The following is a 25,475-nucleotide window of genomic DNA, read 5'->3' as shown; positions in this document are numbered from 1 at the left end:
CCATTTTCATCCGTACTTGCCGTCTCTCGCTGCCGGCCGCGCTGGACCGTGGATACCCGGCTTTCCTGGAGAAGCCGGGTATCCATCGCATCAGCCGATAGGAATCACCGGTTATTTCCCATTGATCTCATCGAGGCCGTCGCTAATATCGAATCCAATTTCCAAACAAGGAGCCTCACGATGTCTGACGCATTCCTCTCCTCCATCAAGAACCGCCGCACCATCTACGCCCTGGACAAGCAACTGCCCGTCTCCCAGGAGAAAATCGTCGAACTGGTCAAGGAGGCCGTCTCGCACAGCCCTTCCGCGTTCAACTCGCAGAGCTCGCGGGTGGTCGTCCTGTTCGGCGCCGAGCACGAGCAGTTCTGGAACATCGCCAAGGACGAGTTGAAGAAGATCGTTCCCGCCGACGCTTTCGCCGCCACCGAAACCAAGCTCAATTCCTTCGCCGCCGGTGCCGGCACCGTACTGTTCTTCGAAGACCAGACGGTAGTGCGCCAGCTTCAGGAGCAGTTCGCCCTCTACGCCGACAACTTCCCGGTGTGGTCGGAGCAGGCCAGCGGCATGGCCCAGTTCGCGGTCTGGACCGCCCTCGCCGAGCACAAGGTCGGCGCCAGCCTGCAGCACTACAACCCGCTGGTAGATGCGCAGACCCACAAGACCTGGAACCTGCCGGAAAGCTGGAAGCTGCGCGCACAGATGCCTTTCGGCGCCATCGCCGCTCCGGCGGGCGAGAAAGCCTTCATCGCCGAAAGCGAACGCTTCAAGGTCTTCGGCAACTGATCGGCCGAGATCGCCGTAGAAAAGCCCCGCCTCGTCGCGGGGCTTTTTCTTTCCCCCGCGCCTCAGCCGCGACGCACCGCCGGCCTCGGCAGGCGCACGCTCCAACCCTGCTGCATGCCCGCCGCGGCGAGCAGGATGGCAGCCACGCCAAGCCACTGGGCCAGGCTCAGGCGATGTTCGAAGACCAGCCAGTCCACCAGGATCGCCGCGACCGGATAGATGAAGGACAAGGCACCGGTCAGCGCCGTCGGCAATTTCTGAATGGCGCCGTAGAGCAGTACGTACATCAGCCCGGTATGGACGATTCCCAGGGTCGCCAGGCTGGCCCAGGGAGCAACGTGCCGGGGCAGTTCGGCAAGGTTCGCCAGCGGTGCGAGCATCAGCACGCCGGTGCCCACCTGGATCAAGGCGATAAGATGCGGCGGCGTGCCTTGCAGGCGCTTCACGATCAGCGCGGCAAAGGCATACAGCAGCGCGGCAGCGAGCGCCAGGAGGATACCGAACAGGTAGTCCCCGCGCGGGGCGTCGCTGTCGCCGTGGGCGCTGACGATCGCCAGCATGCCGGCGAACGAAAGCCCCAGCCAGCCCAGCTTGCGCGCCGTGACCTTCTCGCCGAGAAACACCGCGCCTAGCCCCACCAGCATGAACGGCTGGACGTTGTAGACCGCGGTACCGATGGCGATCGAAGCCCGTGAGTAGGATGCGAACAGCAATACCCAGTTGCCGACGATGAACACCCCGCTGAGGAGCGCCAGCAGGAACGCCTCGCGCCCCAGGCTGCCGCGGCGCAGGAAACCCAGCGCGGCACAGGCGACCAGCAGCGTGGCGAAACCGAATACGCAGCGCCAGAACACCACGTCCAGCACGGGCTGCCCGGAGAGCAGCACCAGCCAGCCAATGGTGCCGCAGATCAGCATGGCCGAAGTCATTTCCAGCGTACCGCGACGGATCGGATCGTTCATGGGCGCTCTCCCGCAAGACAGGCCTATGATTATCCAAAGTCGTCTTCCAGCCCTCCATCGCATTACTCAGGCAAAAACCCGTGACGACCTTTTTTATCAGGGCTATTTTGAAAAAAAACTTTCGAGGCCGACATGACCGACGACATCGACCAACGCCTGATCAACGCCCTCATGGCTGACTCGCGACTGTCCCTCAAGGCTCTCGCCCAGGTCAGCGGGCTATCGGCCCCGAGCGTCGCCGAACGCCTGCGCAAGCTGGAAGAACGCGGCGTGATCCGCGGCTACACCCTGGATGTCGACCCCCGCTGTTTCGGCTACCAGTTCCAGGCGATCGTGCGCATCCGCCCCCTGCCCGGCAGGCTGCACGAGGTCGAGCGACAGATCCAGGACATCGCCGAGTTCACCGAGTGCGACAAGGTCACCGGTGACGACTGCTTCATCGCCCGCCTCCAGGTTCGTTCGATGGAACAGCTCGACACGCTGCTGGACAGGATCAACGGCTACGCGGAAACCAACACCGCCATCGTCAAGAAGTCCCCGGTTAAACGCCGGCTCCCCCCGATGACCTGAGCGAGGCACTCCGCATGCCCACACCCGGCACGGGTTCCGTCCCGGAACTGCAACTCGTCCCGTTCCAGCTGGAACACTTCCCAATCCTGCAACGCTGGTTCGCCACGGAAAAGGAGCTGGTGCAATGGGCCGGCCCCGCCCTGCGGCATCCGCTGAGCCTCGAGCAGATGCATGAAGACCTCGCGGAAAGCCGCCGGCGACCGCCGCTGCGCCTGCTCTGGAGCGCTTGCCGGGATGACCAGGTCATCGGCCATTGCCAGTTGCTGTTCGACCGCCGCAACGGCGTCGTCCGCCTGGCTCGCATAGCCCTGGCGCCAAGCGCGCGCGGCCAGGGCCTGGGGCTGCCGATGCTGGAGGCGCTGCTCGCCGAGGCCTTCGCCGACGCCGACATCGAGCGCGTTGAATTGAACGTGTACGACTGGAACGCTGCCGCCCGTCATCTCTATCGACGCGCGGGGTTCCGCGAAGAAGGCTTGCGCCGCTCCGCCACCCGGGTCGGCCGGGAACGCTGGAATGTCGTTCTCATGGGGCTTTTGCGGCAAGAGTGGGCGGCGGGAGGCGCCGGCAACGACTGAGGCGCAGGCGGATGCTGCGCCTCATCCGGTACTACAGGTTGGAACGGAGCCGCCACAGTTCGGGGAAGAGGATGGTATCGAGCATGCTGCGCAGATACCCCACTCCCTCGGTTCCGCCCGTGCCGGGTTTGAAACCGATGATGCGCTCCACCGTGGTCACGTGACGGAAGCGCCACTGGCGGAACGAGTCCTCCAGGTCGATCAGTTTCTCCGCCAGCTGATACAGGTCCCAGTAGCGTTCCGGCGCCTGGTAGACCTGTCGCCACGCCGCCTCCACCGAGGCCTCGTAACAGGTGCCGGCCGCCGCGTCCCGGGCGAGCCGCTCCTGGCTTACCGGCAACCCCTGGGCGGCCATCAGGCGGATCGCTTCGTCGTATAGCGACGGCGTATGCAGGGCCTGCTCCAGGGCCGCCAGCAGCTCGGCACGGTGAGCATGGGGCTTGAGCAGGGTGGCGTTCTTGTTGCCGAGGATGAATTCGATCTCGCGGTACTGGTAGGACTGGAAACCGGAAGACTGGCCCAGGTACGGGCGGATGGTGTTGTACTCGGTCGGCGTCATGGTCGCCAGCACCGCCCAGGCGTGTACCAGCTGGTCGAAGATCCGCGAGACCCTGGCGAGCATTTTCAGCGCCGGACCGAGCTTGCCTGACTTGACGTGCTCCCGGGCGGCCCGCAGTTCGTGGAGCATCAGCTTCATCCATAGCTCCGAGGTCTGGTGCTGGATGATGAACAGCATTTCGTTGTGGTCGGGCGAAAGCGGGAACTGGGCGTCCAGGACCTTCTCCAGCTTCAGGTAATCGCCGTAGCTCATCGCATGGGTGAAGTCCAGGGCGGCGTTATGCCACTCAGCCTCTCCGTCCGTTTCTCCCTGGGTCTGGGAGTGAGGGCAAGGACACATGTGAATCTCCTGAATTCGGCGGCAGGCGTCGGAAGTCGATGAGCGACCTGCCGGCAACGTTGTCGGGGGTGGCTTCGACACGGTCGAAGCGCGCTCATTTTACGATGCGCCCATTCGAATATTCGTGCAAAGCATCCTTTCCTGCCCGTCCCCGATGAAATCTAATTCGACGGATCGATGGAAAAATCGAATTTCGGATCACTCGCGGGTCGTGGCCGAGAAAAGCCCGGATAGCGGATCCGTGACCATTAGGCCTCGTCCCGAGAGCCTGGATTTCGACCCGCCACTCCATCCAGCGAAGCGACACGAGGCTCGCCGTCGAACTCAGCCGGCGCGCCCGAACACCCTGTCCAGGTGCGCCTGGTAGGCAGCGACGGTAGCCGGGACGTCCGGGCGCTTCATCACATCCACCGCGAGGAACGTCGGCAGGCCGGACATGCCGAGGAACTGGTTGGCCTTGTGGAAGGGGAAATACACCGCATCCACGCCTTTCCCTTCGAAGAAGTCGCTCGGATCGTCGAACGCCTGCCGTGGTGCATTCCAGGTCGCCGAGATCATGTAGCGCTTGCCCTGCACCAGACCGCCGCTGCCATATTTCTGCGTGCTGTCGGAGCGGGTACGACCGTCGTTGGCATAGAGGCTGCCGTGTCCGGCCGTGAAGACTTCGTCGATGTAGCGCTTCACTGTCCATGGCGCGCCCATCCACCAGCCGGGCATCTGGTAGATCACCACGTCGGCCCAGAGGAACTTGTCCACCTCCGTCGGGATGTCATAGCCACCGTCGATGAGGGTCTGGCGCAGGTCGAAGCCACGGCGGTCCAGATGGGCCAGGGCGGTTTCGTGCAGGGTCTGGTTGAGGCGACCGTCGGAATGGGCGAAACGCTTTCCGCCGTTGAGCAGGAGAATGTTTTTCATGGTGTTCCGTACATGCTGGAACCGCAGCGGAGATGCCTGCCGATCCCGGGTTGAAGAGAGCGGCAGGTTAGATAGGCGCAGGGAACGGAAAAAGTCGTTCGGCGGTAAAACAGATTTGATCCGCACTCACGAATCGCCAGAAGAGCTGGGATGCGCGTCTTCATTGCGCCCCCACGCAGCCAGCCCTCGATGACCGGCACGAACTCTACCCGCAGCGAGCCATCACCAACGCAGTACGCACTGGCTCGCCAGCATTCGAACGCATGTGAGTACCCAGGATTGCAGCAACAGGCTGTGACGCGCTCGACTCAAACGCTCCTTCCTACGCGCGGGACGAACGCTCCTTGGGAATCCGCAAGGAGTAGATTAGGATTCTTCCCGCACTCGCCTTAAGTCATTGGCCCGTATAGATAAGGATATCTCATGAAAACCATCGCTCGGCGTCTGAGCCCCTTCGCGATCCTGCTCCCGGCAAGCCTGTTGTCAGCCTGCGCCTCCCTAGGCAACGCCGGACTCGGCGGCTCCCAGCAGAACCCCACCAACCAGCTCCTGAACATGATCGATGAGGCTACCCGCGAAGGTATGTCCGTGGTGCTGGTACCGGCACTCATGCCCAACAAGAGCGTGACGGACCTCTCCAGCTACTCGCATCGGGTCATATTCAAGAATAAGGACGTGCCCGGGATCGCCTACATGCAGGCCTTTGCCAACAACGACCTGGAGAAGATCAAGGAAGCCGTCTATCTGTGGGACTTCCTCGAGGTCAACATCGTCCCGCCGGGAACCTACCTGCTGTCCGGAGGGATCGACTACAAGATCGACAGCACCCTTGCCCAGATCAAGGCGCCAAAGGGGCAGCCGGCTGCCAGCCCACTTGGTTCGGTGAACCTGTCCGCCGTGCTGTATCGCCGGTTCGTGAAGGAGAACTACTGGCGCGACGCCTCCTATGCAGATAAAACCTACACACAGAATGTCTGCAGCGCCGTGCACATGGCCTCCGGCCAATGCGTGGGCTGGACCGAGCAGCAATACAGCCAGCGGGAAATGGTCTCGGATGCCGGTTGGGCCGAAGGCACGAAGATCGAGGACGTTCCCTCCATCAAGCTGCAAGCGCAGATACCCGACGCCTATGCCCCGCTGTCCTTCACCATTCAGCCTGGGCAGATCCTGCTCAGCGATCGGTTCCACTTGAAGACCCCGGCCGTGAGCTATGACAGGAAGACCTGCAAGGCCGTGGACACGCAAAACATCAAGTGCGCCTTGCAGGATATCCAGGTCTTCATGAGGCCAGCGCCCATGGAGCTGACGAAAAGGTTCATCGATCGCGAGCAGCCAAGGCTGGATGAAACGGGCCGCCAGGTGCTCGCGCGCATCCAGCCGATGAAAACCGAGATACTCGGCGAAGCAGGCATGGAAGACCTGACCTGGGGCCTGCCGGTTTCCTTGAAACGCAAGGCAAGATGAAACGGGCCCTCCGCCGAGCGCCTTCCGCTCGCGGTCGCCACAACGGTTGATCGATAGAGGCCCGGAAGGCAGGCGGCAGGACAGACCGGCTCGGCTGGTCATGTTCGATGACGACCAGCCGATGACCGACCCAGACCGGATCTTGCGTCCAGATGAAAGCCGCGCACGGGGCTGGATTGCAGGCAACGGCCGAAAACGTGACAGGTGCTGGGGTACTCCTCGGACACTCCGGGAAAGTAGCAATTACGGAGCGGTTATCGGGAAAGGGAGGCGGTTGCGAGACCGTAAAAGTATGAAAGCGTTATGGGGGCACCCCAAGGAACTTGCTTCAGCAATACCGGACAGGAAAGAAAAAAGCCCCGTAACTCACTGAGCTACGGGGCTTTCCTGTTGGAGGCTGAGGTCGGAATCGAACCGGCGTTCACGGATTTGCAATCCGGTGCATAACCACTCTGCTACTCAGCCTTTGAGCGAAGCGACATGCGTTTGGCATATCGCTGAAATTTCTTTCCTGGCGCGATTTTGAACTTATAACCCTTTGATTTCAAAAGATTTTTAGCTCACCCATCGCTGGAATGGACGCAATTATGGACGGATTCGCCGAGCTTGGCAAGCGCTCTACGAAAAAAACTTTGCAGATCAGGCTATTGCGTAGCACAAGCCGGGAGAAACGGGCCCAGACGTCCGCGAAATGGGCCCGCAGCGACCGGCAACCGAGGAGCGCGCCAGGATCCGACGCGCCCTGCCCCGGCGATCAGTTCGCCTCGGGGCTCGCTTCGGTTGCGGGCGCTTCAGGCGTCGGCGCCTCCGTGGCGGCCGGCGCTTCGCCACCCGCCTGTGCACGCTTGGCGCGCTTCTCGCGCATCTGCTCGCGCTGCCGGCGAGACGCCTGCCGCCGCGCATACACCGCCTGCTCGGCGGTTACCTTGCCGGCAACCTGGCCTTGCAGATCCAGTCGCGGCGCATCTTCCACCATGCAACTCCAGTAGCGGCTGCCCTGGCACCAGGTGGCGATGGCCTGTTTCAGTTGTTCGGCGGTGATTCCCAGTAGTTCGAGGTGCTGCTGCGCATCCTGGAGAATACCCTGCTTGAGCGGAACCTTGGCCGCGGGACTTTTCGGAAACGCCAGCGGAAAATGCCGTTGCAGCCTCCAGATAGCCTCGACTCCCGGCTCGACGGCTTCACGTTTCTTCGCGCGTCCCGCGGAGCTTTTGGTTTGAGCCGGTTTCGCCTGCGCCGCCTGTGCGCGCAGACGGTCTCTCAGCTCGGCAAGTTGTTCAAAACCCATCGTTCGCTTCACTAGTGCTGGTTCATTTCTGCGAGAGATTACCCGATACATCCGCTCGCGGCACGCAAAACGGCAACCAGTCGGGCACTTTCATTGCGAATCGACGCTCGTAGGCATGAGCGGCTCTCCCCCGTTCAGCGCCCGAGCGAGCTCATCGAGCGTAGTCGGCTTGAACAGGACCCGGTCCATGCCGGCAGCCAGGCAACGCTCCAGCGCATCCTTCTCGGCGCTGGCGGTAAGCGCTATCACCAAGCAGCGACGCCGACCGCCAAGGGCCTCTTGCGACCGGATACGTCGCGCCAGCTCGTAGCCATCCATCCGCGGCATCATGCCGTCGGTAATCACGACATCGAAGTCTTCGCCCTGCCAACGTTCGAATGCTTCCTCGCCATCTTCCGTGGAGGTCACCCGGTGCCCAAGGCTTTCCAATTGCATGGTCAGGGTCAGCCGATTGAACGGATGGTCTTCCGCAAGCAAGATCGAGAGCGCCCTTGCCTCTTTCTGCTCCTCGACCTCGGCAACTCCGGAACGCGCTTCGCTGGACTCGCTGGGCGGAGGCCCGGTCAGCGGAAGATCGAACTCGACCGAGAAGCAGGAGCCGTTGCCCAGTTCGCTGCGCAGGCTGATCTGGCCGCCCATCAGGTGCACCAGGCGTCGGCTGATGTACAGCCCCAGGCCGCTGCCGGACGCCTGGCCAAGCGCAGGAGAGCCGACCTGCGAGAATGGCCGGAACAGCCTGGCCTGGTCCTCCTCCGAAATACCGAGGCCGGTGTCGCTTACCTCGAGCAGCAAATGAAGCCTCTCCGCCTCGCGCCGCCCCACCGCCCGCACCGTTACCCCTCCGCGCTCGGTGAACTTGATGGCATTGCCCAGCAGGTTGAACAACACCTGCTTGAAATGCAGGGGATCCACCAGCACCCAATGCTCGAGATCCCCGTCGAGTTCCAGTGCCAGGGAAAGATTCTTCTGCCGCGTCAGCCCACCAACCAACGGCAGGATTCCTCTGATCAACTCGCCAGGAAGCACTGGTTCGGGAGCTGAATCGAACCGACCGGATTCGATCCGCGACAAATCGAGAATATTGCCCAGCAGAAGCAGCAACCCCTGGGCCGCCTCCTGGGCAATGCTCAGCGAATCTAGGTCCAACACGCCCTTCTCGCCCTTTTTCAGCACCAGTTCCTGCAGGCCGATGACCGCATTCAATGGCGTGCGGATCTCGTGACTCATCGTCGAAAGAAACACGCTCTTGGCACGGTTGGCAGCGTCGGCTTGCTCTTCTGCCTGGCGGGTCTTGCGCACCTGGCGCATCAGGTAGAAACCCCAGATGAGGGAGATGGAAATCAGTACGCCGAACAATCCGCCGATCTGCAGAATCTTGCTCCGGTGATCGCGCCAGAAGTCCGCCCCTCCCTTGGCGAAGCGAGGCTCCCAGCGGTGGAGGATTTCCGCCACTTCTTCCGGAGCGATCGCCACCTGGGCCTTCTCCAGGATGCCCCGCAGCTCCGGCTGGTTCCTCGCCACGCCGATGCTGATCGGGATGGAGAGGTCATCGAGGATACCGACGACCTGGATCCGGTTGTCGAAATGCTGGGCGGACAGATAGCGACCGGTATAGTCGCTGCTGATGGCGGCCTCGCTCTGGCCGGCGTCTACGCTGCGCATGGCGGCGAGGAAGGTCGGATAGACCTGGAGCTTGATCTCCGGGTGCTCGCGTCGAATGAAGTCGTTGAGAAAGTAGCCAATCGTCGTCGCCAATCGCTTGCCCGCCAGGTCCGCGAGGCCATGGACACGCCCCACCCTTTCATCCCGGCCACCCTGGCGGGCGCCCATCAGCACCGTGGTGCTGCGTAGATAGGGCGTCAGCACTTCGAGGCCGGAATCGAAGCGCTCCGACGAAGGCATGGTCGGCGTAACCAATGCCTCCCCCGCATCCAGTCGGCTTTTCGTCTCGACGAAGTTGCGTGCTCCAGTGAAGGAAAACCGCAGGCCACTGCGCTTGCCGATCAGGTCCAGATAGTCACGCCCGATACCACTCAGCCTCCCCTCGTTATCCAGTTGCCCGAGCGCGCCAAGGGAATGGTTGATCACCACCGGCACGACCGGGTGCGCGGAGAGCCAACGCTGTTCCGCCGGCGACAGCGTCACCCGGGGATCGTCGAAGCGCAGGCGCCTCCCGGCGCTCCAGCTGCGCAACAGTTCGTCGCCGTAGCGCCCGCTAATATGCGGCAGGGCGCGATCGATGAGCGCGAGCAGAGGTTCGTCACCTGGCCGGAGCAGGAAACGGAAACCCTGGCTGTCGATGGGTGCGAAGTTCTCGATGCGCAAGTTCAGCAGGTAATGGGTCTGGATGAGGTAGTGCGTGGAAACTGCGTCCCCCAGCACGCCATCGACATCCCCCATGCTCAGCGCTTCCAGGGCAAGCTGCGGCGAGTCGAACCAGATGATCCTGCTGTGCGGATAGGCAGCCTTGATACGTTCGGCGGGAAGATAGCCCTTGACCGTGGCCAGCCAGGACTCCGCCTGCGAATCGAACGGGGCACCGCTGGAAGACACCAGTACCGGCCGGTCGGAAAGATACGCAGCGGATGCCAGCAAGCCGTGTTGTCGGGCCTCGACCTCGCTACCGACGCCAAGCAGGTCGATCTCCCCTTGCGACAACGCGTCGATTGCCGCCTGCCGCGACGGAAAGTCCCTGACGCGCAACGGCCGCTCGAACACCAAGGCCAGGTAATCGGCCGTGAAGCCCTTGTAGGAGCCTGCGTAGAAGATGGACAACGGCGGATAGTCGGGGGAAACCACGCCTACCGTCAGCGGCTCCCGTGCATCCAGCCACTGCCTGGCTCGTTTATCGAGCCAGGGACGCATCGTTGTCGTCGTACGCCCATCCGGCAGGATGGATTCGGCTTCGACGGGCAGCGGCTGCAGAGCGATCAGCAACAGGCAAAAGACCGCGGACAGCAACGACCTTGTCAGCATGTCGAGTCTACGATGGCAAAGTTCTCCGGCCGGACAGAAAGCAGCGCATCCGCGACCCGGAGCCTGCGGATACATCGGCAACGATGCCGCCATGTTAGCAGGTAGATGGATACTTTTCCCAGGAACCCACGCCTGTCGACACTCGCTCTGGCAGCCGCCTTATGCCCGGCTCGCGAAAACCCTCGACTCTTTCGCGTCGCCGGCTGGATCGATGAAGCCGCTTGCGATGACGTGCGCACTGGCCGTGGCATGCCTGCACTCGAAAGCCCAGTTCGAGCCGCACATCGCCGAGGGCAACCTGGTAGCGTGCTGGAAGGCTGGTGCGATCCATTCCCGGGCTATTACCTCCATCACCCAAGTCAGAGGCAACCTTCGCCGACCTTCTCAGTGGTCGTCGAAGCGCTGCGATACCGAAGCGCTGGCCTTGGGACGGCTCGGTCGAACGTGGCAGCCAAAGCAACAGGCGCACGGGTCCAAGGTGCAATGAATCGAGCCCCCCTGGAGTGCGACAGCCACACTTCTGATGTGCCGAGGCAGCATCTTGCGGCAAGCCGCCTCGCTGGCGAGACGAAGGGCTTCGCGAAACGTACGGCCCCGGTCGCCGGGAAAGCGGCAAGGAGAACCGCCCCTCGGCGCGGACGCTCCACGAACGGGTACGGGACTTGGAGGCGGAACGAAAAAAGGGCCCGAAGGCCCTTTCTCAATGATCTACAGACTTCATTGGAACTCTATAGATCTATATTTGGAGCGGGAAACGAGACTCGAACTCGCGACCCCGACCTTGGCAAGGTCGTGCTCTACCAACTGAGCTATTCCCGCATCGTCTTGGTGACGGACGCCATTCTATAGCATCGCGGCGCCGTGTCAACTCCTTGATTCAAAAAAGTTTATTTCTCTTTCGGGGTAGTCGAGAGATGCGGCCATGCGGCCAGCAGGTAGTGCACCATGGACCACAGGGTCAGCGCCGCGGAGATGATCAGCAGCACGTAGCCGAGAATCACCCAGAAGGTCATCAGCGGCGGATTCGCCAGGAGAATGACCAGCGCCAGCATCTGCGCCGCGGTCTTCCACTTGCCCAGGTTGGACACCGCGACCTGCGCCCTCGCCCCCAGTTCGGCCATCCACTCACGCAAGGCGGAAACCACGATCTCGCGGCCGATGATGATCACCGCCGGCAGGGTCAGCCACAGGTTGGCGTGCTCTTCCACCAGCAAGACCAGCGCAACCGCCACCATCAGCTTGTCCGCGACCGGGTCGAGGAAGGCGCCGAACGGCGTGCTCTGGCCGAGGCGCCGGGCGAGGTAGCCGTCCAGCCAGTCGGTGGCGGCGGCCAGGGCGAACACGGCACTGGCGGTCAGGTAGCTCCAGGACGTCGGCAGATAGAACAGCAGAATGAAGATCGGAATGAGCAGGACGCGCAGTAACGTGAGCAGATTGGGGATATTCATCGGACCATCTAGGCTGCGAGGTGAGCCGGCATTCTACTCGCTGTGCAGGACGGCATAAATCTGCTCGGCAAGCTTTTTACTGATACCGGGGGCTTTGGCCAGTTCATCGATACTCGCCCGCGACAATTCCTGCAACCCGCCGAAATGCTTGAGCAGGTCGCGCCGACGTTTCGGGCCGACGCCAGGGACGTCCTCCAGCGTCGACGTCCGCCGTGCCTTGCCGCGCCGCGCACGGTGGCCGGTGATGGCGAAACGGTGCGCTTCGTCACGTATCTGCTGGATCAGGTGCAGCGCCGGCGAATCGGCCGGCAGGGTGAACTCGTGGGAGGCATCGTTCAGGTAGAGGGTTTCCAGCCCCGGCTTGCGGGTCACGCCCTTGGCCACGCCGAGCAGGATCAGACCGGCGACCGCCAGTTCCTGGAGCACCTCCTGGGCCATGGCCAATTGCCCCTTGCCGCCATCCACCAGGAGAATGTCGGGCATCTTCCCCTCGCCGTCCTTCAGGCGACTGAAGCGGCGGGTCAGCGCCTGGTGCATCGCCGCGTAGTCGTCGCCGGCCGTGACGCCTTCGATGTTGTAGCGGCGATAGTCCGACTTCAGCGGCCCTTCCGGGCCGAACACCACGCAGGAAGCCACGGTGGCCTCGCCGCTGGAGTGACTGATATCGAAGCACTCCAGGCGTTGCGGCGGCTCCGCCAGGTCGAGCGCCTCGGCAAGGGCTTCGAAGCGTGCCGCCACATGCTGGCGGTTGGCCAGGCGTGCGCCCAGGGCCTGTTCGGCGTTGGTCACCGCCAGTTGCTGCCAGCGTGCGCGGGTACCACGCACCCGGTAGCTGATCTCCAGTTCGCGGCCTCGCGCTTCGGCGATCGCCGAAACCAGCACCGGGAAATCCTCGTGCGTCACGTTGACGATCAACTCCGCCGGCAGGTCGCGCTCCTGGTGGCTGAGATAGTACTGGCCAAGGAACGCCAGCAGCACTTCGCCCACCTCCTCCTCGATCGCGACCTGCGGGAAGAAGTTCTTGCTGCCCAGCACCCGCCCGCCGCGTACGCTGATCAGGTGTACGCAAGCGCCGCCAGGGGTGACGATGGCGGCGACGATGTCGACGTCGCCGTTGCCACCTTCCATGCTCTGCTGGTCCTGGACCCGCCGCAGGATCGCCACCTGGTCGCGCAACTCCGCCGCCTTCTCGAAGTCCAGGCGCATCGCCGCCTGCTCCATGCCGACGTTCAGCTCGTCGGCCAGCGCGTTGCTCTTTCCTTCGAGGAACATCACCGAGTGGCGCACGTCCTCGGCGTACTCCTCAGGACTGACCAGCCCCACGCAGGGCCCCTTGCAGCGCTTGATCTGGTATTGCAGGCAGGGCCGCGTACGGTTGCGGAAATAGCTGTCCTCGCACTGGCGGACGAGAAACGCCTTCTGCAGCAGGTTGAGGCTCTCGCGGATCGCTCCCGCGCTCGGATAGGGACCGAAGTAACGCCCCTTGCGCTTCTTCGCGCCACGGTGCAGGGACAGCCGCGGATACTCGTCCTCGCTGGAGAGGAACACGAAGGGATAGGACTTGTCGTCCCGCAGCAGGATGTTGTAGGGCGGCCGCCACTCCTTGATCAGCGTCTGCTCCAGCAGCAACGCCTCGGTTTCATTGGCGGTGATGGTGGTTTCCACCTGGGCGATCCGCGCCACCAGCGCAGCGGTCTTCGGCGCCAGGCCGGACTTGCGGAAATAGCTGGCCAGGCGCTTCTTCAGGCTCTTCGCCTTGCCCACGTAGAGAAGCTTGGCGTCCGCATCGAACATGCGGTAGACGCCCGGACGATTGCTGCAGGTAGCGAGGAAAGCGCTTGCGTCGAAAACGGCGCTCATCTAGCTGGCGGCATCGACCATGCCGTGGCGGACGGCGAGCAGCGCCAGCTCCACGTCGCTGGTGATCGAGAGCTTCTCGAAGATGCGGTAGCGATAGGTATTCACGGTCTTCGGCGACAGGCACAGCTTGTCGGAGATGCTCTGCACCTTGTGGCAGTTGGCGATCATCAGGGCGATCTGGATCTCGCGCTCGGACAGCGAATCGAAGGGGGAATCGTGCTGCTGCGGCTGGAAGGACTTCAGCGCCAGTTGCTGGGCGATCTGCGGGCTGATATAGCGCTGGCCGGCGAAGACCTGGCGAATCGCCTGGACCATTTCCTCCAGCCCCGCGCCCTTGGTCATGTAGCCGGCGGCGCCGGCCTGCATGAGGCGGGTGGGGAACGGATCCTCTTCGCAGACGGTGACTACCACGACCTTGATGTCGGGCTGGCTGCGCAGCAGCTTGCGGGTTGCCTCCAGGCCGCCGATACCGGGCATCTTCACGTCCATCAGGACGACATCCGGCTTCAGCTCGCGGGCCAGTTTCAGACAGTCTTCACCGCAGTCGGCCTGGCCGACCACTTGCAAGCCTTCGATGTCGGCCAGCATGCGGGTAATACCGGTGCGTACCAGATCGTGGTCGTCGACCACCAGCACCTTAATCACGCTGCACCTCGTCGCGCATTAGCAGACAACCGCCCACACGGGCCCCCAGGAGATTTCGGCAACCTTAACAGAAAGCCATCCCATGACCTAGCTTGGCGCAAAGGCGTCATAAATCAAGCGTCATGGAAACATCATTCGACGGCATCGAACGGGCGCTGCGAAGTATACCGCCAGCCCCCGGCGAGCGGCAGACCGGATCGCAGCAAAAACCGGCGAATCTGTGGAGAGCCCAGCGACGCCGGGCCTGGTAAAGCGCAAGCGCCCTGGTTGCCCGGGACTCCTCCATAGCGACCATCGCCGAAGTCGAAAACAGGCGACCAAGACGCCACTGGCACCGGCGGCTACTGCGCGGCCATCTCACCGACACCGGTGAAAAGACGCTGGTGCAGGCGCCTGCGACTGGCATTCGGCACCAGGCGAACGAGGGTATTCCTCAGCCAGACGCTCCAGGGCGATTCCCACTGACCAAGGCGGCCGACGATCCAGGATTGCTTCCTGATGAACTCGATCCGCGCCTCGCGTTGCTGCTGGAACAGGATCAGCGTCTCGGCGCGCGGCGCCAGGCACCACAGGCGCGCCAGCAGGAAGGCGTCCTCCAGGGCCATGGCCGCGCCCTGCCCCAGGTTCGGCGTCATGGCGTGTGCGGCGTCGCCGATCAGCACTACCCGTCCGCGGCACCAGGAGGCGCCGGCCAACTCCTCGAGGTCGTTGTGCACCAGCGTGGTGGCGCTCGGTATGAGCCGGGCGATGCTCGCGCCGATGCCGTCGAAGTCCGCGTAGTGGGCGGCCAGCCGTTGCGGGGTGACGAAGCCCTCCTCGTCCTCGGGCTCCTCCCGGCGCACCTTCAGGGTCGCGTAGACATACATCTCGCGCGGGCTGATCTGGATGAAGCCGAGGCGCTTGCCGTGCCCCCAGACCTCTCCCGCCAGCTCGGCGTCCTCCAGCCGATGGGGAACGACCAGGCGCCAGCAGGTTTCGCCGGAATGACGCAAGGTCGCCTCCGGCCAGACATAACGTCGCACGCTCGAACGAATGCCATCCGCACCGACCACCAGCGAACAGTCGTGGACAGTGCCGTCGCTCAGGGTCACGCGTTCGTGGTCGAGTCCGTCGAGGATCTGCACGATGGAGACCCCGACCCGAATGCGCGATTCATCCAGCCCCTCCAGTAGCGCCGCATGCAGCTCGTGGCGCTGCAACGCCAGGCCGCCGCGGGAACTCCCACCCAGACTGGAAGGCATCGACATCAGCATCGAACCGTCGTGGGCGTATACGTTGATGCCGGCCAACGGCATGCCACGGCGGAACAGCCGGTCGAGATCCAGGGTGCTGGACAACGCCGTCAACGCATTGCTCGCCAGGGTGATGCCGGTACCGATGGGCCTGATCTCGCTGGCCCGCTCGACCAGCAGCCAGTCGATGCCTGCCTTGGTGAATTCGCGCGCCAGCGCCAGGCCGGCGATCCCGGCCCCCTGGATAAGAACGGTCATCCGTTGCTCCTTAGCAGCGGCATCCGTCGCGACTTCGCGCGGTCGCGACAGGCCTGCCCGAGACGATGAAAATGTCCATCCTAGCCGCCCCGGACAGCCCACCGACCCTATCAGAAGATCGAGTTGACCCTGCTCGCCGACACCTCGCCGCTCGCTTTTCCTGTCCTCCAGGCCACCGGGAGTCCGGCGCGCCGGGAAGGCAAGCGAGGCCCGGGCACGGCACGCGTGGCCGGAAATCCCCGCTAGCCGCCGCCCGCCGCGGCGCTACGGTTTTCCTTGGCCAGCGGCCTCCCGAGCGCCGGCAAGCGGCGATGGCGCCTGAAGCTCAGGGCAACCGGCCCGCGCCACCACCGCCCACGACGATCATCCAGGCGCAGCCACCCCGGCGAGAGTGGCCGGGACGGCAGTGCTCAGCCGGGCCACGGCAAGCATGCACGACTGATCGGCACGGCGTCGCGGAGGCGCGGCTATACGCAGACCCCGCTCCTGTCAACCCCTTACGCAAGGTAGTGATTGCCGGAAGCCCAGCGTACGAAAATCAACCGAAACGACATCCGCATGGAATAACGAAGCCCTGACGCCTTCAGGGCGATAGCATCGCGTGCAAGAGGTAACCGATGAGCCCGTCCGAAAACATCCAGTACGATTTCGAGTGGCGACCACTCAACAACTACCTCGCCGTGCAACGCATCACGCCTCCGGACATGCGTCAGGGTTCGGCTGCCGAGCCGCGCCTGCCCAGCGAAGCGCTCTACGAGTGGATCGTGCTGAACGGACGCTCCCCCCTGGAAGGCCTGAGCCTGGGGGAGCACTACCGCCTTTCCGACTACGGCGTCGCCGGGCTGGCATTGCAGAGTGCCGGCACCGTGGGCGAAGCCTTGCAACTGATCAAGACCAACATGCTGCTGTTCCGCAAGGATATCCGCGGGATCGCGGTGCGACGTTCCAGTTGCGACACCGTGGATGTGGATATCGACCTGCAGGACAAGCCGGACTGGCCGCAGTCGGCCCGGCTGTATCACGCCAACGTCCTGGCGTCGGCCGCCTACGCGGTGTTCCGCGACCTGCTGCTGGGCGAGCTGGAACTGGTCCGCCTGCGCCTCCCGGAAAGGAACGGCGACGTGCGGGCATACGAGGAGTATTTCCGGGTGCCGGTGTATTTCGCCGGCGCAGGCATCACCTTCACCCTCCCCGAGGAATTGCTCGAGGCCGAGATCGCCACTGCCAACTCCGCCGTGTTCCAGGCCTCGCTGGCGCTCGGCAGCAAGGCCTTCAACACCCGCGTCACCCGCGAGATGGGCGGCTACCGCCAACGCATCGTGGCACTGCTGGAGGTGCTACAGGACCGCTACCCGAGCATCGCCTGGGTCGCCCGGCAGTTGAAGGTCACCGAACGGACGCTGCGCCGACGGCTCGCCGACGAGGGCACCAACTACCGGGAAGTGCTCGACCTGGTCCGCCACGACAGGGCGCGCCAACTGCTGCGGGACGAGCGACTGCGCATCGAGGAAGTCGCCGAGAGGCTGGGCTACATGGATACCTCCAGTTTTCGCCACGCCTTCCGTCGCTGGACGGGACAGTGCGCCAACGACTATCGCCAGGCCCGCCTCGCCGGCAAGACCGCGCGGCGCCAGGGCGAACGCTAGCCGGCATGATTCCCTTCAGGGCAATTTCTGCGGATAGGGGCGAAAGGCGAACAGGCTGCACGCAGCCAGGGAAAAAGCCGCGAGCAGCACCCATTCGGCCGTCCCGTAGCCTTCGGCGCGGTCGTACAGCCAGCCCAGCAGGTAAGCGCCGAGACTGATCGACAGGGCGAAGGTGAACGGCTGGATCGAACCGTAGATCACACCGAAGCTGCGCAGGCCGAAGTAGCGCATCAACAGGTACTTGGTGGTGCCGCTTTCCCCTCCTCCACCCAGGCCGACCAGGAACACCGCCAGCCATAGACCGCTCGGTGTGTCGCCCACCAGGAACCAGGCCATGCCGAGCACCGCCGCCAGGGCGAAGGGCAACGCCACCCGAGGCGTCGCCACGCGGTCGAGAAGCCAGCCCATCAGCGGCTGCGACAGCATCATGCCGACCCACAACGCCGACAGCGCGGTGCCCGCCTCGCCCCGGGACAAACCGCGCTCCACCAGCATCGGCACGCCATGGGTCATGATCCCGGACATCACGAACACCGCCAGTACCTGGTTGCCCAGCACCAGCCAGAAACTGGCGCTGCGCCAGGCCTGGGGCGCCGTCGATCCGCTCAGCGCGGTTTCCGCTACGGCCGTGCCGGCGGCCACGCCAGCATCCGGCGCTGGCTCGCGGAACAGCCAGGCCAGCAGCGGCAGCGCCAGGCCCAGTTCGAGCACGCCGTAGACCAGGAAAGCGCCGCGCCAGCCCCACGCTTCGAGGCTCTGGTGGCCGACCAGCAGGCCCAGCGGCCCGCCCACCCCGAAGCCCAGGCCTAGCAGGCCGTAGGCCACGCCCAGGCGTTGGCGGAACCAGAGTCCGAGGATACGTCCGTAAGGCAGGTTGCCTGGCGCCAGCAGGCCGATCAGCAGGAACAGCGCGTAGAGTTGCCAGACGGCATTCACCGCCGCCAGGCCGAGCAGCGGCAGCGACAGGGCGGCGGTCAGCCCGAGCATTGTCCGCCGCGCGCCCCAACGATCGATCAGCCAGCCCTTGAGCGGGCTGGTGATGGCGACCGCCAGTCCGAACAGCGTCACCAGCAACGACACCTCGGCGCGGTCCCAGGCGTACTCGGCGCTCATCGGTGCGATGAACAGACTGAAGGTGTTCAGCAGGATGCCGGTGGGCCCGAGCATGATCGCCACCACCGACGCCAGCAGCACACCGCCGCTGGTCGCGGAAAATTCTCGTTGCGCCACGCCTGGCCCTCTAGAAGCGGTATGCCGCGCGTAGGTAGTAGAAGGCGCCGTTGAAGCCGATCTGCGAGGCATAGGTGTCGTAGCGCAGCACGTCGCCATAGGTGGTGTTCTGCGCGGGCAGCTTGTCCGGACGGACGTCGAACAGGTTGTCGGCGCCGGCGGTCAGCGTCAGGTCGGCGCTGAGCCGGTAGCGCGCGGCGATGTCAGTGATGTACTTCGGGTCGTTGACGAAATGGTTGAATTTCTCCGTCGACCAGGCGTCCGGCCCTACCGTGTAGTCGAGTTCCGAGCTGGTCCGGCCGTAGCGCGTCAGGCGCAGGCTGACCTCCCAGTCCTGGCGGCTCCAGGTGCCGCCGAGGGAAACCTGGCTGCGCGGGGTGGAGCTGGTGATCCAGGCGACCTGCTGGGCATTGAGCAGCGGCTCGCCGTTGGCGCCTCGATGGTTCTTGCGCAAGGTGGTGCGGTTGAAGTTGGCCGACAGTTCCCAGTCGACCTGCCCGTACTCGCCAAGCGCGACGAGGTAGTGACCGGTGATGTCAACACCGCGGGTGCGGGTGTCGGCACCGTTGGCCAGGTAGTGGGTACTGACCGTACTGGCACTGGCCGGCAACGAGATCCCCGCCGCGGCCAGGGCATCGATGGCTTCCTGGCCGGAATAGGTGGCGCTGTCGACGATGCGGTCGCGGATGCTGATCTGGTAGGCGTCGATGTTCAGCCCGACGTTTTCCCACGGGCTGAGTACCAGGCCAAGGTTGAAGCTGGTCGACTTCTCCGGTTGCAGTTCGTCGGCGCCGAGCATCTTCGCCGCCGGCGAGTTGGCCGCCAGCAGGCCAAGGGCGATGGTCGGGCCGACGCTGAGGCCGGTGTAGTGCTCCTGGACCAGGGACGGCGCGCGGAACCCGCTGCTTACGCTGGCGCGCAGCGCCACCCGCGGATCGAACTGGTAACGGGTGGCGAACTTGCCGTTGGTGGTGCTGCCGAAGTCGCTGAATTTCTCGTGGCGCACCGCCACGTCGACCTCCCAGGCTGGGGTCAGGGAGGTACCCAGGTCCAGGTAGGACGCCCAGGCGTGCCGCGACCATTGCCCCTCGCTGAGCGGCGAGAGGCCAGCCAGGGATTCCGCCCCGCCGCTGTAGTAGGACGCCGGGTCGCCGGCGTCGATGCGGTAGCTTTCCCGCCGGTATTCCGCACCCAGCGACAACGCCAGCGGAGCAGCGAGGAAATCCAGTTCGAATTCCCGCCCCAGGTCCAGGTTGCTGGTCCATTGGCTGTTGCGGTAGCGCGCCAGGTCGAAGCTTCTCGGGCTGTTGCCGGTTTCACGGTAGATCGCCGCGTTCACCGACTGGGTCATGCCGATATCGGGACGGTCGGCGCCGTAGCCACTGCTCAGGTCCCAGTGCCAGGCATCCAGCAGACGCTCGCCGCGCACCCCGGCGAGGAACGCATAGTCGTCCTCGTCGCTGTTCGGGCGCGGCGTGAAGCCGTCCGGATACAGCGTCGGCGCCACCGAAGCCAGGCGATAGTTGGCCGCCGAGGAGGCCTTGCGCCGGGTATAGGTGCCGAAGCCGTACACCTCGATATCGTCGCCCAACCCGAAACCCGAGTTGAGCGCCAACGATTGCCGGTGGAACGCGGGATCGCCCATGGAAATGTTGTCGCGCCGACCGGTGCGCTCATCGATGCCGCTGCGCATCGTGCGCTCCTGCTCGCGATATTCGGCGGTGAGGTTGACGAAGCCGCTATCGCCGAAGGCCAGCCCGATGTTCCCCCCGCCGCCATGGGTGAAGCCGTCGCCGTCGCCGGTCTGCCCGACGTCAGCGGCCGCCGACCCGCCGCTGTCGGCGGACTTGAGGATGACGTTGATCACCCCGGCGATGGCGTCCGAACCGTACTGCGCCGAGGCGCCGTCGCGCAGCACCTCGACCCGCTCGATGGCGTTGATCGGGATGGTGTCCAGATCGACGCCGGTGGAGCCCTTCTCCAGCCCGCCGCTGATATTGAGATTGGCCGTTTCGTGGCGACGCTTGCCGTTCACCAGCACCAGCACATGGTTGGGGCTCAGCCCGCGCAGCGACTGCGTGTGGGTCAACGCCGAGGCGTTGAACGGCTGGGCCTGGCGGGTCAGCGAGGGCAACAGTTTGACCAGCGCATCGCGCAGGTCGACCGCACCGCTGCTGCGTAGCTGGGTAGCGCTGACCACATCGATCGGGCTCAGGCTGTCCTGCGCCTTCACATCGCTCTTGCGCGTGCCGGTGACCACCACGGTGGACAAGGTCGGTGCCACCGTCGCACCTCGCGTCTCCTGCACAGGCGCCTGTCCGCGGCGCAGGACGAAGGCACCGCTTTCGTCCTGCGCGTATGCCAGCCCGCTGCCGGCCAGGGCACGCCGCAAGGCCTCCTCGACACTGAGCCGGCCGCGGATATCCGGTCCGCGCAACCCCGCCACCAGGCGCTGGTCGAAGGCGATCGGCACGTGTCCCTGGCGCACGATGTTCAACAACACCTCGGCCAGTTCGCCGGGCGCTATGTCGAATACCCGGGGCGCCGTGGCCACGTCGCGCGGCCCACCGTCGGCGGCCTGCACCTCGCCCTGCAGCGCGCAGGCGAGCCCCACCGCACAGAGCACGGGGGTCAACGAACGAGAGGAAAGACGTACATCGGGCATGGTCGAATCGTCCTGGATGGAATTCGCCCATGAGTGCAATCCGACGCCGGCTTTTTCAGCGTCGGGCAATATGAATTTCGCATAACCTTATGCGCCCGGGTTCCTCCGCAGGCGGCGCACTAGCGTGCGTCGGCGAGCCGCGGCGCGGGCGGGTTGATCAACAGCGCGAATATCTCGGAGTGGGACTTCACGTTCAGCTTCGCGTAGATGTGCCGGCGATGCACCTTGATAGTGGCGATCGACAGCGTCAGCCGATCCGCTATTTCCTTGTTCGAGTATCCATCCAGCATCAGCCGGATGACATCCGACTCCCGCGCGGTCAGCGGCGATATCAACCCTCTCCAGGGCTGGACTTCCACCTCCGCCGCTGCGATCGGTTTCGCCTCCTCCCTGACCGCATCCTCGAAGTGGATGCGTTTTTTCATCAGCGCGATGACCCACGGGCGAAGCAGCTCGAACAGCGCGATCTGCTCGGCACCGAAGCGGCTCTCGCTGCCCAACGACAGGCATAGGGTTCTTTCACCATCCAGCGGGACGTTATATTGAACTTCGTCCGTCACCACATAATGCGCAAAGTACGTATTGTAATATTCGGTCGTTTCGAAATCTTCGGAGACGATATCCGCAAGATGAAAAAGCCCGCCGCGCCGACAGTTTCTGGATACCTGGTAGAAAGGATCTTGCAGATAAAGTCCGGTTATATATCGACTGATCAGCGGGTCTGGCTCGATTTCTTCTATCTCCTCTTCCATGAAGGAAAGAATCAAGGGGCTGGAGTCGCTGAATATCAGGGCCGCCCAGTTGTCGACGGGGGCGAACTGGCCGAGGGTCTGCGCCAGGATCCGCCAGAAGAACGGCCGGTCCAGCGCTTCGAGCAACTTTCCCAGTGACTCGTGCCAGGCGCCGCCGTGCAATGCGATATCCACACAACTACTCCTCTGGGATTAGTCACTCGGCGTTATGTCATGAAGAGTTCCAATGTGCATAATATCGATGCCTTCGAAGATAGCCACAGGTCAGAACTACCAGTTCTGGTAGGTGCAAAATCCAACTTGTTTCGTTTCGGAAAGGAAATCCAATGAAAAAAGTTTGTGCACTGGCGTTATCGATCCTGACGACGATCGGTGCGACAGCGGCGGACAGTGCATGGGCTGCGCAAACCAGCGTCCATCTTTACAACTGGTATGACTTCATCGCCCCGGAAACGCCCAAGGCTTTCCAGAAGGAAACCGGCACCCGTGTCGTCCTCGACACCTTCGACAGCGCCGAGACCGCGCAGGGCAAGCTGATGGTCGGCCGCTCCGGCTACGACGTGGTGGTGATCACCTCCAACATCCTGCCCGGGCTGATCAAGGCGGGCGTCCTCCAGGAACTCGACCGCGACCGGCTCCCCCACTGGAAGAACCTCGACGCGGACATCCTCGGGAAGCTTCAGGCCAACGATCCCGGCAATCGCTATGCCGTACCTTATCTCTGGGGAACCACCGGAATCGCCTACGACGTGGACAAGGTCCGCAAGCTGCTCGGCCCCGACGCGCCGGTCGACTCCTGGGACCTGGTCTTCAAGGAGGAGAACATCTCCCGCCTCAGCCAGTGCGGCGTGGCCACGCTGGACTCCTCCACCGAGCTAGTGTCCATCGCCCTCAACTACCTGGGCCTGCCGCACAACAGCCAGAATCCCGAGGACTACCAGAAAGCCCAGGAACTGTTGCTGAAGGTTCGCCCCTACATTCGCTATTTCGACTCCTCCAGAGTCGACACCGATCTCTCCAACGGCAACGTCTGCGTGGTGGTCGGCTGGCAGGGCACGGCCTACATGGCCCAGGTCAACAACGAACAGGCCGGGAACGGTCGCCATATCGCCTACAGCATTCCCCGGGAAGGCTCGCTGGTCTGGACCGAGAACATGGTGCTGCTCAAGGATGCACCGCATCCGCAGCAGGGTTATGCGCTGATCGACTACCTGCTGCGTCCGGAGGTCATCGCCAGGACCTCCAACTACGTGGGCTATCCGAATGGCAACCAGGCGGCGCTGCCGCTGGTAGAGCGGAAGCTGCGGGAAAACCCGGCGGTTTACCTGAGCAAGGAAACCATGGCGACCCTCTTCCCGCTGGAAACCCTGCCACTGAAGGTCGAGAGAATCCGTACCCGGGTCTGGAGCCGGGTCAAGACCGGGAGCTGACACCCGCCCGAGACGCCCCCTGGAAGCGCGGGAGCGCCCGGAGCCAGAAAAATCCAGCGAGGTCCGCCAGGACCGGCGTTCGCGTCTTTCACCGGGCGAGGCTCTGCCTCGTCCGTCAGGATGCGGCTTGCCGGCTGACCTGCGACCGATAGAGATACCTCTCCCCCAGGGCGGGAAAGCCCCGGGCATGCCTGATGGAGAAAACCATGCTTATCCATTTCTGCCCCAGGCTGCTGACGCCTGCGGGGTTCGACCTGCCGTGCGAGTTGATCGACATCCGCATCAAGGAGTTCGACCTGCACCTGCTTGGCGGGCGCGACGTGGTGGCGCGTCACCCCCTCCCCGACAAGCGCTACCACGTGGCCTGCCGCAAGTCCGGCTGCAAGGCGGTGAATGGCCTGCTGGTGGACGTGGAAAAGCACGTTCCGCTGTTCACCGTGGACACCCGCTGGAGCATCGACGCCGAAGTGGTCCTGCGCCACCGCGTCGAGTACGTGGTGCTCGACGCCGAGCACGATGCGGTGAGCGACTACATGCTGCTGTGGTGCGACGAGGTGCCCAACTACTTCCTCGGCCAGAGCACCCCGGCCATGCAGGTTCCGTTGATGGAACTGATGCGCGGCAATGCGTTGCAGACCGAGCGGCAGGATGTGTTCCGCCTGCCGACGCTGAGGTCCGAACGCCTGCGCCAGGGCAACGCCGATGCCAACCAGCATCTTCCGAGCCGTGAGCAGGCGTTCCACGTCAAGGCCGAGCAGATCAGCTATGGGCTGGCCTGAAGGACGCGCGCCAGCGGCAAGCTACGCTGGCCGCCGGTGCCGCGCATCACAGGGCAGCCGCGCCGCTCAGTGCCGCGGCTGCCATACCTCCACGGCGCGCGCATCCACCGGTTTGGGTAGCAGTCCCTGGGCGTGGAAGGCGTCGGCGATGCGCTGTTGCTCGTCGAGACCATCTGCGCTCACCGGTTGTACGTCGTAGCTGCGCCGCGCATTCGCCTGCTCGACGGTAGCGGCATCGAGATTGCCCCACAGCGGCCCCAGCACCTTGGCCGCGTCGGCCGGGTGGCTCTTGAGCCAGCGCCCGGTGCGCTGCAGTTCGGCGAAGACCTGCTGGAGCACTTCAGGATGTTTCCTGGCGTAGTCGCTGGAGGCGAGGTAGTAGCGCTGGTAGCTGGCCAGGCCCTGGCCGTCGGCCAGTACCCGCGCGCGTTGCTGGCGCTGGGCGCTTGCCACGTAGGGGTCCCAGGTCACCCAGGCGTCGACCTTGCCGTTCTCGAAGGCGGCGCGGCCGTCGGCTGGCGTCAGGTAGGCTGGCTGGATGTCGGAGAACTCAAGCCCGGCGCTGGCCAGCGCGGCGATCAGCAGGTAGTGGCTGCCGGCGGCCTTGGTCACGGCGATGCGCTTGCCCTTCAGCTCGGCCAGGGACTTCAGCGGCGAATGTTCGCCGACCAGTATCGCCTGCGCCGCGGGCGAAGGTGTTTCGCGGGCGAAGTAGGTCAGGCGAGCACCCGCCGCCTGGGCGAACACCGGCACGGTGTCGGCGACGTCGGCGGAGAGATCGACGTTGCCGACATTGAGCGATTCGAGCAACGGCAGGCCGCTGGGGAACTCATGCCAGGACACCCGGATGCCCTGCCTGGCCAACTCGCGCTCGAAGGTGCCCTGGCTGCGGATCAGGGTCAGCAGAGTCGAGGATTTCTGGAAGCCGATGCGCAGGACCTCCTCGGCCTGTGCGCCACCAATGCCCGACAGGACGACGGAAGCGGCAAACACGATGGCCAAGCGACGCAGGAACGGACGAGACATGCGATGACTCCTGGGATAGGTGCGAGCGCCCGCAGGGACGGGAGTTCCAGCTGCCGGCGACGGAACGGATAGA

20 protein-coding genes and 2 tRNA genes are annotated in these 25,475 nt (G+C 64.1%); 7 read left to right on the top strand and 15 right to left on the bottom strand.

The features are described from left to right. Positions 1-180 precede the first annotated feature (180 nt). Positions 181-783, top strand: coding sequence for a nitroreductase family protein (locus tag FHW81_RS27160; RefSeq protein ID WP_003113348.1), 603 nt, complete (start codon positions 181-183; stop codon positions 781-783). Positions 784-845: 62 nt separating this feature from the next. Here FHW81_RS27160 and FHW81_RS27155 read toward each other — a convergent pair whose 3' ends face one another. Beyond that, positions 846-1,745, bottom strand: a complete 900-nt coding sequence (locus tag FHW81_RS27155) for a DMT family transporter (protein WP_003116840.1) — start codon at positions 1,743-1,745, stop codon at positions 846-848. 132 nt (positions 1,746-1,877) lie between these two features. On the opposite strand from FHW81_RS27155, the gene FHW81_RS27150 reads away from it, so the two are divergent. Together FHW81_RS27150 and FHW81_RS27145 are read left to right on the top strand one after the other, a co-directional pair. After that, complete coding sequence (locus FHW81_RS27150) at positions 1,878-2,315, top strand: Lrp/AsnC family transcriptional regulator (RefSeq protein ID WP_003102469.1); 438 nt, start codon at positions 1,878-1,880, stop codon at positions 2,313-2,315. Positions 2,316-2,329: 14 nt separating this feature from the next. Beyond that, the gene (locus tag FHW81_RS27145) at positions 2,330-2,890 is read left to right on the top strand and encodes a GNAT family N-acetyltransferase (protein WP_003102467.1); all 561 of its coding nucleotides are present in this window, start codon (positions 2,330-2,332) and stop codon (positions 2,888-2,890) included. Positions 2,891-2,921: 31 nt separating this feature from the next. Here FHW81_RS27145 and kynA read toward each other — a convergent pair whose 3' ends face one another. Together kynA and FHW81_RS27135 are read right to left on the bottom strand one after the other, a co-directional pair. Further along, positions 2,922-3,788 carry a tryptophan 2,3-dioxygenase gene (gene kynA, locus FHW81_RS27140; protein WP_003160422.1) on the bottom strand — a complete coding sequence of 289 codons (867 nt, stop codon included), beginning with the start codon at positions 3,786-3,788 and terminating at the stop codon, positions 2,922-2,924. Positions 3,789-4,112: 324 nt separating this feature from the next. After that, a complete protein-coding gene (locus FHW81_RS27135; protein WP_012614078.1) occupies positions 4,113-4,703 on the bottom strand; it encodes an NAD(P)H-dependent oxidoreductase in 591 nt (196 codons plus the stop codon). 423 nt (positions 4,704-5,126) lie between these two features. Here FHW81_RS27135 and FHW81_RS27130 point away from each other — a divergent pair, with 423 nt between their 5' ends. Further along, positions 5,127-6,167, top strand: a complete 1,041-nt coding sequence (locus FHW81_RS27130) for a hypothetical protein (protein ID WP_003102461.1) — start codon at positions 5,127-5,129, stop codon at positions 6,165-6,167. 391 nt (positions 6,168-6,558) lie between these two features. Here the strand turns inward: FHW81_RS27130 and FHW81_RS27125 are convergent. The 8 genes from FHW81_RS27125 to pqsH form a co-directional block, all read right to left on the bottom strand. Next, positions 6,559-6,632, bottom strand: a tRNA-Cys gene (locus FHW81_RS27125). 289 nt (positions 6,633-6,921) lie between these two features. Further along, a complete protein-coding gene (locus FHW81_RS27120) occupies positions 6,922-7,455 on the bottom strand; it encodes a ProQ/FINO family protein (protein WP_003099002.1) in 534 nt (177 codons plus the stop codon). Between the two features lie 90 nt (positions 7,456-7,545). Further along, a complete protein-coding gene (locus FHW81_RS27115; RefSeq protein ID WP_106120639.1) occupies positions 7,546-10,524 on the bottom strand; it encodes an ATP-binding protein in 2,979 nt (992 codons plus the stop codon). 650 nt (positions 10,525-11,174) lie between these two features. Further along, positions 11,175-11,250, bottom strand: a tRNA-Gly gene (locus FHW81_RS27110). Positions 11,251-11,318: 68 nt separating this feature from the next. Then, complete coding sequence (pgsA, locus tag FHW81_RS27105) at positions 11,319-11,879, bottom strand: CDP-diacylglycerol--glycerol-3-phosphate 3-phosphatidyltransferase (RefSeq protein ID WP_003090349.1); 561 nt, start codon at positions 11,877-11,879, stop codon at positions 11,319-11,321. A 33-nt stretch (positions 11,880-11,912) separates the two neighbouring features. Continuing rightward, positions 11,913-13,739, bottom strand: a complete 1,827-nt coding sequence (gene uvrC, locus FHW81_RS27100) for an excinuclease ABC subunit UvrC (protein ID WP_003162160.1) — start codon at positions 13,737-13,739, stop codon at positions 11,913-11,915. Next, positions 13,740-14,384, bottom strand: a complete 645-nt coding sequence (gacA, locus tag FHW81_RS27095) for a response regulator transcription factor GacA (protein WP_003090351.1) — start codon at positions 14,382-14,384, stop codon at positions 13,740-13,742. It lies immediately after the preceding gene. A 341-nt stretch (positions 14,385-14,725) separates the two neighbouring features. Next, positions 14,726-15,874, bottom strand: coding sequence for a 2-heptyl-3-hydroxy-4(1H)-quinolone synthase (pqsH, locus tag FHW81_RS27090; protein ID WP_003119987.1), 1,149 nt, complete (start codon positions 15,872-15,874; stop codon positions 14,726-14,728). 617 nt (positions 15,875-16,491) lie between these two features. Between pqsH and FHW81_RS27085 the strand changes: the two genes are divergently transcribed. Beyond that, the gene (locus tag FHW81_RS27085) at positions 16,492-17,520 is read left to right on the top strand and encodes an AraC family transcriptional regulator (RefSeq protein ID WP_003097554.1); all 1,029 of its coding nucleotides are present in this window, start codon (positions 16,492-16,494) and stop codon (positions 17,518-17,520) included. A 15-nt stretch (positions 17,521-17,535) separates the two neighbouring features. Here FHW81_RS27085 and FHW81_RS27080 read toward each other — a convergent pair whose 3' ends face one another. The 3 genes from FHW81_RS27080 to vqsR form a co-directional block, all read right to left on the bottom strand. Continuing rightward, positions 17,536-18,750, bottom strand: a complete 1,215-nt coding sequence (locus FHW81_RS27080; RefSeq protein WP_003113355.1) for an MFS transporter — start codon at positions 18,748-18,750, stop codon at positions 17,536-17,538. 10 nt (positions 18,751-18,760) lie between these two features. Then, positions 18,761-21,415 carry a TonB-dependent receptor gene (locus tag FHW81_RS27075; protein ID WP_003162157.1) on the bottom strand — a complete coding sequence of 885 codons (2,655 nt, stop codon included), beginning with the start codon at positions 21,413-21,415 and terminating at the stop codon, positions 18,761-18,763. A gap of 119 nt (positions 21,416-21,534) precedes the next feature. Continuing rightward, positions 21,535-22,341 (bottom strand): transcriptional regulator VqsR, encoded by an 807-nt coding sequence (gene vqsR, locus FHW81_RS27070; RefSeq protein WP_003143847.1) that lies wholly within the window; start codon positions 22,339-22,341, stop codon positions 21,535-21,537. A 152-nt stretch (positions 22,342-22,493) separates the two neighbouring features. Here vqsR and FHW81_RS27065 point away from each other — a divergent pair, with 152 nt between their 5' ends. After that, positions 22,494-23,597, top strand: coding sequence for a polyamine ABC transporter substrate-binding protein (locus FHW81_RS27065; RefSeq protein ID WP_003116789.1), 1,104 nt, complete (start codon positions 22,494-22,496; stop codon positions 23,595-23,597). Between the two features lie 206 nt (positions 23,598-23,803). Further along, entirely contained in the window at positions 23,804-24,376 is a 573-nt protein-coding gene (gene qteE / locus FHW81_RS27060) for a quorum threshold expression protein QteE (protein WP_003090369.1), read from the top strand. 66 nt (positions 24,377-24,442) lie between these two features. Here qteE and FHW81_RS27055 read toward each other — a convergent pair whose 3' ends face one another. Continuing rightward, positions 24,443-25,402, bottom strand: a complete 960-nt coding sequence (locus tag FHW81_RS27055; RefSeq protein ID WP_003097598.1) for an aliphatic sulfonate ABC transporter substrate-binding protein — start codon at positions 25,400-25,402, stop codon at positions 24,443-24,445. Positions 25,403-25,475 lie beyond the last annotated feature (73 nt).

Source organism: Pseudomonas sp. RC10-4-2 (genome assembly GCF_050433085.1).
Classification (GTDB): domain Bacteria; phylum Pseudomonadota; class Gammaproteobacteria; order Pseudomonadales; family Pseudomonadaceae; genus Pseudomonas; species Pseudomonas aeruginosa.
The sequence above is the reverse complement of the archived record's forward strand: the minus strand, read 5'-3'. Positions and strand labels throughout refer to the sequence as shown.